The organism is Propionivibrio soli (genome assembly GCF_025770765.1).
GTDB lineage: Bacteria > Pseudomonadota > Gammaproteobacteria > Burkholderiales > Rhodocyclaceae > Propionivibrio > Propionivibrio soli.
In genome coordinates this window covers 79174-91394 of record NZ_JANZKY010000005.1, presented here as the reverse complement: position 1 = coordinate 91394, position 12221 = coordinate 79174, and the positions used below count along the sequence as shown (strand labels likewise).

11 protein-coding genes are annotated in these 12221 nt (G+C 62.5%); 2 read left to right on the top strand and 9 right to left on the bottom strand.

What is annotated here, in order from left to right; translation table 11 throughout:
• Window positions 1-117: 117 nt before the first annotated feature.
• A complete protein-coding gene (locus NZ453_RS06985; protein WP_263769752.1) occupies window positions 118-936 on the top strand; it encodes a helix-turn-helix transcriptional regulator in 819 nt (272 codons plus the stop codon).
• Between the two features lie 66 nt (window positions 937-1002).
• Here the strand turns inward: NZ453_RS06985 and NZ453_RS06980 are convergent, their stop codons facing one another.
• The 9 genes from NZ453_RS06980 to metG form a co-directional block, all read right to left on the bottom strand.
• Window positions 1003-1296: an acylphosphatase gene (locus NZ453_RS06980; protein WP_263769751.1), complete on the bottom strand. Its 294-nt coding sequence runs from the start codon at window positions 1294-1296 to the stop codon at window positions 1003-1005.
• 26 nt (window positions 1297-1322) lie between these two features.
• Window positions 1323-1856, bottom strand: a complete 534-nt coding sequence (locus NZ453_RS06975; RefSeq protein ID WP_263769750.1) for an NADH-quinone oxidoreductase subunit B family protein — start codon at window positions 1854-1856, stop codon at window positions 1323-1325.
• A 2-nt stretch (window positions 1857-1858) separates the two neighbouring features.
• On the bottom strand, window positions 1859-3406 hold the full coding sequence (locus tag NZ453_RS06970; protein ID WP_263769749.1) for a hydrogenase large subunit: 1548 nt from the start codon (window positions 3404-3406) through the stop codon (window positions 1859-1861).
• 15 nt (window positions 3407-3421) lie between these two features.
• Window positions 3422-4870, bottom strand: coding sequence for a hydrogenase 4 subunit F (locus tag NZ453_RS06965; RefSeq protein WP_263769748.1), 1449 nt, complete (start codon window positions 4868-4870; stop codon window positions 3422-3424).
• Window positions 4870-5550, bottom strand: a complete 681-nt coding sequence (locus tag NZ453_RS06960; RefSeq protein ID WP_263769747.1) for a formate hydrogenlyase — start codon at window positions 5548-5550, stop codon at window positions 4870-4872. The genes NZ453_RS06965 and NZ453_RS06960 overlap by 1 nt, the downstream gene beginning before the upstream one ends.
• A complete protein-coding gene (locus NZ453_RS06955) occupies window positions 5547-6500 on the bottom strand; it encodes a respiratory chain complex I subunit 1 family protein (RefSeq protein ID WP_263769746.1) in 954 nt (317 codons plus the stop codon). The genes NZ453_RS06960 and NZ453_RS06955 overlap by 4 nt, the downstream gene beginning before the upstream one ends.
• The gene (gene hyfB, locus NZ453_RS06950) at window positions 6497-8506 is read right to left on the bottom strand and encodes a hydrogenase 4 subunit B (protein WP_263769745.1); all 2010 of its coding nucleotides are present in this window, start codon (window positions 8504-8506) and stop codon (window positions 6497-6499) included. Before hyfB ends, NZ453_RS06955 begins: the two co-directional genes overlap by 4 nt.
• Before the next feature lie 65 nt (window positions 8507-8571).
• Window positions 8572-8850: a hypothetical protein gene (locus NZ453_RS06945; RefSeq protein WP_263769744.1), complete on the bottom strand. Its 279-nt coding sequence runs from the start codon at window positions 8848-8850 to the stop codon at window positions 8572-8574.
• 7 nt (window positions 8851-8857) lie between these two features.
• Window positions 8858-10957: a methionine--tRNA ligase gene (gene metG, locus NZ453_RS06940; protein WP_263769743.1), complete on the bottom strand. Its 2100-nt coding sequence runs from the start codon at window positions 10955-10957 to the stop codon at window positions 8858-8860.
• 166 nt (window positions 10958-11123) lie between these two features.
• Between metG and apbC the strand changes: the two genes are divergently transcribed.
• Window positions 11124-12215, top strand: coding sequence for an iron-sulfur cluster carrier protein ApbC (gene apbC / locus NZ453_RS06935; RefSeq protein WP_263769742.1), 1092 nt, complete (start codon window positions 11124-11126; stop codon window positions 12213-12215).
• The last annotated feature ends 6 nt before the right edge of the window (window positions 12216-12221 follow it).

Below are 12221 nucleotides of genomic sequence, written 5' to 3'. Positions count from 1 at the left end.
GAATCGGGAACCGCAACGATACTCGTTGGGCTTGAGCGGATGGTATTCCGTTCCTATACCGTAACAAGTCGAGTATTTATACTAGTATTATCACTAACAGTCTTCGGGGAGCGGGGCATGAAAAGCGAAGCCGCCAGCGCCCGCCGGAAGGAGCTCGCCGCCTTCCTGCAAGCCATCCGCAATCGCAGCCAACCGGCCGTTTTCGGCTTCCCCGCCGGCAGCCGCCGGCGTACCTCAGGCTTGCGTCGCGAAGAGATGGCGCAGCTCATCGGAATCAGTCCGACTTGGTACACCTGGATCGAACAGGGACGCGAGGTGAACATCTCAGCCGAGGCGCTCGACCGGCTAGCGACAAGTCTGCGTCTCACGCGCAGCGAGCGCGCCTACCTGTTCGAGATTGCCGACCGGCGTGATCCTCAAGGCGCCGTCCCGGACGGCGACGACATCCCTGCGCTGCTTATCGACCTGCTCGACGACGTGCGCATTCCGGCGTATGTGATGGGGCGCTATTGGGACGTCGTGGCTTGGAACGCGCCGGCCGCCGAACTGTTCACCGGCTGGCTCGACCGCGAACCGCATGCCGACGAGCCGGCGCCGAACATGCTGCGGTTCGTCTTTCTCTCGTCGCAGGCGCGCACCTTTCTCGCCGATTGGGAAGTGCGCGCGCGGCGCATTGCCGCCGAGTTCCGAGCCGATTGCGGGCAGTACCTCGACGAACCCGCGCTGATCCGTCTCGTCGACGAACTTTCGAGCGCCAGCCCCGACTTCGCCCGGTTCTGGAAACAGCATGACGTGCTCGAACGTCAAGGCGGCGAACGCCGCTTTGTCCACCCGACGCGCGGCGACATCCGCTACCAGCAGGTCACGCTTCGCCCGGGGGAACATGAGCACGTCAAGTTTGTCGTGCTGCGCCCAGAATTAGTTGGTTTGCCGTAAGCGGGGTTGTGCTCGCGCACACGGAGCACTCGGTTCTTTGCTGGCCGGGATCCTCTACGGCAAGCGTTAAACGCTCGGCCGCTGCTCAAATCGCCCTTGCGTCCCAAAATCCTCGCCGCCCGGCTCATCATTGGCGAGCACGCGGCTGACGTCGGCGTGCGACGGGCCGTCGTGGGCGAGTCGGGTAAGCATCTCGACGGCGTCCGGGGCACCGTGGATGAGCGCTTCGACGCTGCCGTCATAGCGGTTGCGTACCCATCCGCTAAGGCCGAGGCGCCGTGCCTGGGCGCAGACCCACCAGCGGAAGCCGACGCCCTGCACGCGGCCATGGATGAACAGACGGCGGGTAATGTTTGCCATGCCCGCTAGGAGTTCGCTCTTGGGTGCTAGGTTCCCGGGTTGCTTTCGACCTGCGCGGGGGCGATTGCCGCAAGGATGCCCTGCATCAATTGCAAGGGCGTCGGGGGGCACCCCGGAATCGCAACGTCCACCGGAATGACGTTGGCAACGCGTCCGCAGGACGCGTAACTCTCACCAAAAATACCGCCCGTGCACCCGCAGTCGCCGACGGCGACAACGAGCTTGGGCTCGGGCATGGCGTCGTAGGCGCGCTTGAGCCCGACTTCCATGTTCTTGGCGACCGGGCCGGTGACGAGCAGCAGATCGGCGTGTCGCGGGCTGGCCGCGAATTTGATGCCGATCGCTTCGAGGTTGTAGTACGGGTTGCCGAGGGCGTGCAATTCGAGTTCGCAGCCGTTGCACGAGCCGGCGTCGACGTGGCGGATGACGAGGGCTCGCCCGATCTGCCGGGCGACGGCGTCGGAAAGCCGCTGTGTCGTCAGGCGTAGCGTTTCGTCGGCTGGCGGTGCCGGCTCAGTGACGATTCCGACGCGGAGGATTTGGCGCAGCAGCGGGATCATGGTCAGAGGTCCGGTCCGGCGTAGGAAAGGTTGAACGACTTGTTGATCAGCGGGAAGTCGGGAACGATGTTGTCGATCACCGCGTGTTCGAGCGCCGCCCAGTTCTGCCAGGATGGATCGTGACAGTGACCGCGGCGGATCTTGCCGTCGGCGCCCGTTTCGATTGCAACCAACACGTCACCTCGCCAGCCTTCGACCCAGCCAAAGCCGCGCTTGTCGGGCGCGCTGCGCAGATCGCGTCGGAGTTCGCCGGCCGGCATATCGACGATGAGTTTGCGGACGAGGCGGAATGCTTCGCCGAGTTCGGCAAAGCGGACGAGCGCCCGCGCCGCGACGTCGCCGTTGCGCTCGATGGCCATTTTCGGCTTCAGCTCGTCGTACGGCGCGCACGGGTGCTCGCACCGCAGGTCCCAGCGCTGGGCACTCGCACGCCCGGCGAGGCCGATGATGCCGAGTCGGCGGGCGAGTGCTGGCGTAATCCGGCCGGTGGTGAGAAAGCGGTCCTGCAGGCCGGCGTGCTCGTCGTAAATCGATTTGAGCCGACGTACGTCCTCTTCTATGGCGTGGCACTGATCGATGATCGCTTCGGCGCCTTGCGCGTCGAGATCGATGGCTACGCCGCCGGGAACGATACGGTCCATGAGGAGGCGATGCCCGAACAACTTTGCGTTCAGACGTAGCCAGTCTTCGCGGAGTCTCAGAAACTGAGCGAGGCCGAACGCCAGCGCGACGTCGTTGCCGAGGTAGCCGAGGTCGCCCAGGTGATTGGCTACGCGCTCGCGTTCGAGCAGCAGCGCGCGCAACCAGCGGGCTCGCGGCGGCGGCGTTACGTCGGCGATCGCCTCGCAGGCTTGGCTGTAGGCCCAGGCGTAGGCGACCGTCGAGTCGCCGGAGACGCGGCCCGCCAAGCGCGCACCTTCGGCGAGGGCCATGCCGACGAATCGGCGTTCGATTCCTTTGTGCTTCCAGCCGAGCCGCTCTTCGAGGCGGAGCACGTTCTCGCCCATCACCGAGAAACGGAAATGGCCGGGCTCGATGATGCCGGCATGGATGGGGCCGACCGCGACTTCGTGCACGCCGTCACCTTCGACGCGGACGAACGGGTAGTCCTCGTTGCGGGTTTCGAAACGGGCGTCAGGCGTATCGCGCCGCAAGGGGTAGTAGTCCTCCGGCCAATTGGCGTGGCGCAGCCAAGCGCGCTGATCGCCGCCCTCGGACGTGGCGCCGATCGTGTCGCGCACCGCGCGTTGCATGCGGTCGGCGGCGGGAAATGCCGGAGACATGTCGGGAAACACGGGTTGGTCCGGGGCCGTCGGCAGCGTCAGGCAGACGAGACCTTCGGCGAGATCGAATGCGACGTGCAGCGCATAGCCCGCACCGGGTTCGCGGTCTCGCTCATCGCTGCCCCACAGGGCAACAAGGCGCCGCTCAGCCGCGTGTGCCGCGTGGCAAAAGGCGGCGAGTTCGTCCGCTGTCGTACGTGCGGCGAAGACGGGTATCGCGTGTCCCGGCAACGACTCAAATTCGATGGGTTGATCGAGGAATCGCATGAGCTTCGTCCGTCGCTATCCGATCAGGCGTGCCGCCTGCCGGTACCACTCGGCGAGGTAGGGAGGAATCCAGAGGCCGAGCATGAGCACCAGCCCGAGGTGCACGAAGACCGGCAGCAACGCCGGGTTGTGCGGCAGCGGCTGGACCGTCGGGTCGCCGAAAGCCATGGCTTGCACCTTGCCGAACATGGCGGCGAAAGCGACACCAAGCGAGGTGAGCAAGACGGGCGTCGCCCACGGGTAGTGTTTGATCGCCGTCGTGAGGATCATGAACTCGCTGGTGAACACGCCGAAGGGCGGCATGCCGAGAATGGCGAGCGAGCCGAGCATCAGTCCCCAGCCGATCGTCGGCGAGCGTTTGAGTAGTCCCTTGATGTCGGCAATGATCTGCGTTCCCGCCATCTGCGACGCGTGTCCGACGGCGAAGAAGATCGCCGACTTGGTGAGCGAATGCACCGTCATATGCAGCAGTCCGGCGAAGCTCGCCACTGGCCCGCCCATGCCGAATGCAAAGGTGATCAGCCCCATGTGCTCAATCGACGAAAATCCAAACAGACGCTTGATGTCCTTTTGCCGCGAGAGGTAGAACGCGGGTACGGTCACCGTCAGGAGCCCGAAGCCCATCATCAGGTTGCCGGCGAAGTGGCTCTCCAGCGCGCCGTCGACGAGTACCTTGCAGCGTACCACCGCGTATAGCGCTACGTTGAGCAGCAACCCGGAAAGGACCGCCGACACCGGCGTGGGCCCTTCGGCATGCGCGTCGGGCAGCCAGTTATGCAGCGGGACGAGGCCGGTCTTGGTGCCGTAGCCGACGATCAGGAATACGAAGGCCAGCGAGAGTACCGTCGGCTCCAGCGACATCTTGACGACGTCCAGGTGCGTCCAGAGCAGCGCGCCACCCAGAGGGCCGAGGACGCGTTCGGCCGCGAAGTAGATCAGGATGGTCCCGAACAGCGCCTGCGCGATGCCGACGCCGCACAGGATGAAGTACTTCCACGCTGCCTCCAAGCTGGCCGGGGTACGGTAGAGCGCGACCAGCAGCACCGTGGTCAGCGTCGCCGCCTCCATTGCCACCCACAGGATGCCGAGGTTGTTGGTGGCGAGTGCCACCAGCATGGTGCACATGAACATCTGGAACATACTGTGATAGAGGCGCAAGCGCGGCACCGAGAGCCGCCCGTGGTGATGCTCCACACGCATGTACGGACGCGAGAAGACGGAGGTGGTGAAGCCAACGAGCGCCGTCAGCGCGATGAGGAACACATTGAGCGGGTCGACAAAGAACTGTTCCTGGAAGAGGACCATCGGACCTTCACCGATGACGCGGATCGTGAGCAGTGCTGCGGCGAGGAGCGTCAGCAGGCTGCTCACGATATTGAGACGGTCGGCGATGTGGTGGTGGCCGACGATCGCCAGCAAAAGTGAGGCGACGAAGGGGACGGCGAGGACGAGGGCGAGTTCCATTACCGTTCCTTGAACCGTTCCATGTGGCGGATATCGAGACTGTCGAACTGCTCGCGGATCTGGAAGAAGAACACGCCGAAGATCACCATGCCGACCAGCACATCGAGCGCGATGCCGAGTTCGACCACCATCGGCATGCCGTAGGTCGCGCTGGTTGCTGCGAAGAAGAGGCCGTTTTCCATCGCCAGGAAAGCAATCACCTGCGGCACCGCCTTGCTGCGCGTGATCATCATCAGGAAGGCGAGCAGGACGCAGGCCAGCGCGATTCCGATGGTCGCGCGCATGATCGTTCCGGAGAGCTGCGAGATCGGCTGCGCCACGTTGAAGGCGATCACGACGAGTGCGATGCCGGCGAGCATCGTCGTCGGAATATTGAGCAGCGTCTCAATGTCCCACTTCACGGAAAGCCGGCGAATCAGCCGATGCAGGATGTACGGCAGCAGGATGACTTTGAGGATCAGCGTGAGTCCGGCCGACCATAGCAGGTGATGCTGTTGCGTCGTCAACGCGACGATCGCCGTGGACACCGCGAGCACGGCGCCCTGCATCATGAACAGATTGATCAAGGTTAGGATACGACGCTGCGCGAGCATCGCAAACCCGAGCAGTAGCATGATCGCGGCACACAGGTTGATCACCTGTCCAGCGAGCGGAACGGCGTGCAGGATCGACAGGTTCATCGCCCGGCCTCCAACAGAAGATGCACGAGCATGGCAAGGACCGCGAGCAGGAAAGCTGTGCCGAGGAACTCGGGCGCGCGGAAGACGCGCATCTTGGCGCTCAGGGTTTCGATCAGCGCAAGCGTGAAGCCTCCGAGCGCGAGCTTGGCGACGAGAATCGCGCTCGCCAAGGTGAGTGCGATGGGGTCAAAGGCCTGGGCAACCCCGAAGGGGAAGAATAGCGCGATGCCGAGGCACGAATAGGCGAAGAGCTTCAGGCACGACGCCCATTCGATGAGCGCCAGATGCCGCCCTGAGTATTCCAGAATCATCGCCTCATGGATCATCGTCAATTCGAGGTGTGTCGTCGGGTTGTCGATCGGCACGCGCGCATTCTCGGCCAACGACACCATCATGAACGCGATGCCGGAAAACGCCAGACTCGGATAGATCGCGAACTCTTTATGCGCCAACGTCTCGACGATGGTTGCCAGCGACGTCGAGTGCGAGATCAGCGAGGCGGTGAAGAACACCATCAGCAACGCCGGTTCGGCGAGGAAGCCGATGAACATTTCGCGCCGCGAGCCGAGCGATCCGAACGACGTGCCGACGTCCATGCCAGCCAGCGAAATGAAGATGCGGGCGAGGGCGAACAAGCCGACGAGCGCGATCGCGTCCGCCGCCGGCGAGAAGATGAGCTCGGTCGACAAGGTCGGGACGATGGCCGATGCCAACGCCATGCATGAGAAAACGATGTACGGTGCCGCACGGAACAGAGTCGATGCGTTGTGCGCGAGCAGCACGTCCTTGTGAAACAGCTTGCTCAGCGTGTAGTAGGTTTGCAGCAGCGGCGGCGCGGAGCGGTTCTGCATCCAGGCCCGGCATTGGTTGACCCAACCGGTGAGCATCGGTGCCAGGATCAGGGCGACGATCAACTCGAGCAGTTGGGCAAAGAGGGCGTAGAAGTTCATCCGCGTGTGAGAACCAGGAGAATGATCAGCGTCGCGAAGCTGTAGAGCAGATAGACCGCGATCCGGCCTTCTTGCAGGAAAGCGATCAGCCGCGTACCGAATTCGACAATGCGCGTGATGGGCACGTAGAGCCAATACCAAATCGGGTCTTCGACGATGCTCAGGTAACGCGGTTGTGTGTCGAATGCCGAAGGATGCTCGCGCGTGCGCTTGAAGAACGGCGAGAAGACGCGCCGGATCGGTTGCCCGAAACCTTCGGCCGTGTCCTGCATGCGGCTAGTCTGCAGCGGGAAGCCGCAATCCCAGGCCGGAACTCGGCTCATACGACCATGATAACGGCGACGCACCAACCAGAATACCAACGGCATGAAGAGGGCGATGCTGCCGAAGAAGATTGCCGGACTGTAGCTGGCCCGGTCTTCGCTAATCGGTGCCAGCAGCCACCAGCCGTGGCTGCTCGCCGCCGCGCTGAGCCCGCTGTGGACAAGTAGGCGCGTCACGGGATCGAGCATCATGATGACCAGGTTAGGCAGCAGCCCAAGGGCCACGCATCCCACGGCCAGCCAGAGCAGGCCGAGTCGCTCGAGGCGACCGGCGTCGTGCGCCGCCGCCAGCTTTTCTTCGCGCGGTTGGCCTAGAAAAACGACGCCGAAGAACTTCACCATCGCGAAGCCAGCGAGGGCGGCGATCAGCGCCAACGCCGCGGCGACGACAGGCAGGAGCATGTTCAGATACCCGTGCGGCAAACCCGACGTGAACAGAAAGCTCTGCAACAGCAGCCATTCGGAGACGAAGCCGTTGAGCGGCGGCAGGCCAGCCGAAGCGAGCACGCCGGCCAACGCCAACCAAGTTACCCACGGCATGCGGTGGATCAGTCCGCCAAGCTTGCCCAGATTGCGCTCACCCGTGGCATGCAGCACGGAACCGGTGCACAGGAAAAGCAGGCTTTTGAAGAAGGCGTGATTGAGACAGTGATAGAGCGTCGCGGTCAACGCGAGTGCAGCCAGATGAGGCAGGAGGAACGATTTGAAGATGATTGCCAGTCCAAAGCCCACGAGGATGAGACCGATGTTCTCGATCGACGAATACGCGAGGAGGCGCTTCATGTCGGTCTGGATCGCGGAGAAGATGACACCGAAGATCGCGGAGGCGAGCCCGAAGAGGAGCAGAATCAATCCCCACCACCACAGTTGCGCCTGCAGCAGATCAAAGGTCACACGCATCAGTCCGTAGATGGCCGTCTTCAGCATGACGCCGCTCATCATTGCCGATACGGGCGACGGCGCGGCCGGGTGGGCTTCCGGTAGCCAGATGTGCAGCGGCAGCACGCCGGCCTTGGCTCCGAACCCGAAGACGGCGAGCAAAAACGCGATCGTCGGCCAGGCGCCATGGTGGAAAAATTCGCGCATCGCGTCGAACGTGTAGTCTCCAGCACTGCCTGCCATGACACCGAAGGAGAGCAGGATGCCGACGGCCCCGACGTGCGCGACGAGAAGGTAGAGGTAACCCGCGCGCCGGATTTCCGCATGCCGGTGTTCGGACGTCACGAGAAAAAACGACGTGAGCGCCATCGTTTCCCACGCGACCATGAAAGCATAGCCGTCGTCGGCGAGCATCACGAACGCCATGCTGGCAAGGAATACGTGGTAGAGCAGACACTGCAGCCCTGGCGCCGTGCCGCCTCCTTTGCGGAAGTACCCGGCAGCGTAGGTCGAGATGCCGGCGGAGGCGGCGCCGAGAAGCAGCAGGAAGAAGCCGGAGAGGCCGTCGAGCCGTAAATGGAACGGCAGATCGGGAAGCCCGAGCGGCAGGATGATCGTCTGCACCTCACCTGCAATCCCGGTGAGTGCGAGGCAGGCGAGCGCTAAACCGAGGACGGCCCCGAGTGGGAAAAGTACGCGGCTAATGAGCGTGAAGCGGCGGGGGAAAAGAATACCGAGCCCGCCGATGATCAACCAACCGGTAGCGACCGCGAGAAGGCCGTTGATTGTCGAAAGATCGCGCATTCCAGCCTATCCTCGTTCGATGCGACGCTTCGCGTCTGGGGGATATGGCCGGAACGGGCGCACGATCAGGCGTCCTCGCCGACGTCGCTTGCGCGCCGGTTGCCGGCGCGGCGGAGTGTCAGGGTGGCTCCGCGCGCTACGCGACTTTTGAGGGCCGCGCCAAGTAGCAGCATGGCGGTCAAAGCAACAGGGGCAGAGTGGAAGACTTGCACCGAATGAAAGCGCACTTCCGCCATACCAATCGCCGCCGCCGCAAGCAACGCAGCCGTCGCCGCTCCGGCGACGGTACGGAGCGAGGGGTTCGATGCCGGCCAACGGAGCCGGCGGCGAATGGCTGATAGCATGGTAGGGTTATTTTACGCGCATTCCTGGCATTGCACCCGCGTCCGGGGCGAGCAGAAAAATCCCCGGCGCCTTTCCTTCCGGATCCGATGCGGCGAGGATCATGCCTTCGCTTAGACCGAACTTCATCTTGCGCGGAGCCAGGTTGGCAACCATCACCGTCATGCGTCCGATCAATTGCGCCGGATCGTAAGCTGACTTGATCCCGGCGAAGACCTGACGCGGTTTCTCTTCTCCGATGTCGAGCGACAGCCGAATCAGTTTCTCGGCGCCTTCAACGTGGCCGGCGTCGACGATCTTCGCCACTTTCAATTCGACCTTCATGAAGTCGTCGATCGAGATATGCGGACCCGCTTCAGCGACTGCCTTAGCGTTTTCGGCAGCCTTCTCCTGTTTCTCCGTGTGCTTCTGGGGTGCCGCTTCGGGAACGGGGGCTAGAGAGATCTTGTTGGCTTCGACGAGTGCGGTGATCAGCTTGGGATCGACGCGCGTCATCAGATGGCTGTAGGCGTTGATAACGTGGCTAACGGGCAGCGGGGTCGCGGCGTCGCCCCAGTTGAGCGGTGCAACGTTGAGGAATGATTCGACGGCTTCGGCCACCTTTGGCAACACCGGCTTCAAATACAGAGTGAGCAGGCGGAACGCCTCGATGGCTTGTGAGCAGGCGGCGTGAAGCTCGGTTTCCTTGTCCTCTTGCTTGGCGAGTTCCCACGGTTTTTTGTCGTTAACGAAGACGTTGGCGGTGTCGGCGAGGGTCATGATTTCGCGCAACGCACGGCCGAACTCGCGTTCCTCGTAGGCCTGTGCAATCGAGACGGACGCTTCACGCAAGGGCTTCAACCATTCGGCATCCGTGGCGGCAAGCTTGCCGTCGAATTTCTTGCCGATGAAGCCGGCACAGCGGCTGGCGATGTTGACGTACTTGCCGACGAGGTCGGAATTGACGCGCGCGACGAAGTCGTCGAGGTTGAGGTCGATGTCCTCCATCGTCGCATTGAGCTTGGCGGCGTAGTAGTAGCGCAGCCATTCCGGATTGAGGCCGGTCTTCAAATAGCTCTCGGCGGTGATGAAGGTGCCCCGCGATTTGCTCATCTTGGCGCCGTCGACGGTCAGGAAACCGTGCACGCACAGGCCGCTCGGCGTGCGGTAACCAGCATGCTGGAGTTCCGCGGGCCAGAACAGCGCATGGAAGTACAGGATGTCCTTGCCGATGAAGTGGTACAGCTCGGTCTCGGTGTCCGGCTTGAAGTAGGCGTCGAAATCGATGCCCTTTCTTGCGCACAAGTTCTTGAATGAGCCCATGTAACCGATCGGCGCGTCGAGCCAGACATAGAAGTATTTGCCCGGCGCATCGGGAATTTCGAAGCCGAAATACGGCGCGTCGCGTGAAATGTCCCAGTCGGTGAGCTTGTTCTCGCCTTCCGCGCCCAGCCATTCCTGCATCTTGTTGGAGGCTTCGGACTGCAGGCGTCCGGGCTCGCGCGTCCAGTGGCGCAGGAAGCTCTGGCACGTTTCGCTGGAGAGCTTGAAGAAATAGTGGTCGGAGTTGCGCAGCTCGGGTGTTGCCCCGGAAACTGCGGAATACGGGTTCTTCAATTCGTTTGGCGTGTAGGCAGCACCGCAACTCTCGCAGTTGTCGCCGTACTGGTCCTTGGTACCGCACTTCGGACACTCGCCCTTGATGAAGCGGTCAGGTAGGAACATCTGCTTGACCGGGTCGTAATACTGTTCGATGGTGCGCTTTTCAATCAGCCCGGCGTCCTTCAGGCGGCCGTAGATGGTGTTCGCGCATTCCTGCGTTTCCGGGGAATGGGTACTGTAGAAGTTGTCAAAAGCGACGTGGAAACCGGCGAAGTCCCGCGAATGCTCGCCATGCACCCGCTCGATCAGTGCTTCCGGGGTGATGCCGTCCTTTTCGGCGCGCAGCATGATGGGCGTTCCATGCGTGTCGTCGGCGCAGACGTACCAGCATTCGGCGACCTTGTCCTTCGGCTGCATCTTCTGGAAACGCACCCAGATGTCGGTCTGGATGTATTCGACGAGATGGCCGAGGTGGATGGCGCCGTTGGCGTACGGCAGGGCGGACGTGACGAGAATTTTGCGCGGCATGGAGGCGGTTCCGGATCTTGTTGGTCTTCGGCAACGGGCCGATGCGGCCCGCGGCAAAACGGCCATTCTAGCAAAGCGCTTCCAGCCGGAGGAAACGCGGACGGGCGGGTGAGTTTTCCGGTAAACTCTACAGATTTACTCGGGTATAGCGACAAGGAGCTGAGGAATGGCGGTTACGTTGGAAGCCGTGCAGGCGGCGTTGAAAGAGCTGATCGATCCGAACACTCGGAAAGACTATCTATCCACACGTTCGGCAAAGAACATCCGGATCGATGGTGATCGGGTAGCGCTGGACGTCGAATTGGGCTACCCCGCGAAGACGCAGATTGAAGCGATTCGCAGTGCGATCGTGAGTGCGCTCAAGACGGTCCCCGGTGTTGCATCGGTCGATGCCAACGTGGAAGTCAAGATCGTCGCCCATGCCGTGCAGCGCAATCTCAAGCCGCTGCCTGGCGTAAAGAACATCATTGCTGTGGCGTCCGGCAAAGGCGGCGTCGGCAAGAGCACCACTGCGGCCAATCTGGCGCTCGCTCTGGCGCAGGAGGGGGCGACCGTCGGGCTGCTCGATGCCGACATCTATGGGCCGTCGATTCCTCAAATGCTTGGCTTGGCGGGGCAGCAGCCCGAATCGAAGGACGGGCAATCGATGGAACCTCTGGTGGCGTACGGCGTGCAGACGATGTCGATCGGCTTCATGATCGATGTCGACTCGCCGATGGTCTGGCGCGGCCCGATGGTCACGCAGGCGCTCGAACAACTGCTCAATCAAACCAACTGGCGCGATCTCGACTTCCTGATCGTCGACATGCCCCCGGGGACCGGTGATACGCAGCTGACCCTCGCGCAAAAGGTGCCGGTGACTGGCGCCATCATCGTCACGACGCCACAAGATATTGCGCTGATCGACGCTCGCAAGGGGCTCAAGATGTTCGATAAGGTCGGCATCCCGATCATCGGCCTTGTCGAAAATATGAGCATCCATATCTGCTCGAATTGCGGCCATGAAGAGCACATCTTCGGCCACGGTGGCGGTGAGAAGATGTGCCAAGACTACGGCGCAGAATTTCTCGGCGCCTTGCCGCTCGAGCTTTCGATCCGGGAACTCGCCGATGCCGGCAAGCCGACGGTCGTCGGTGCTCCCGACTCGCGAGCGGCGGACATTTATCGCACGATTGCTCGTCGGGTGGCCGTCAAGGTTGCCGAGCGCTCGAAGGACATGAGCGCGAAGTTCCCGAACATCGTCGTTCAGAACAGCTGAGCCCCG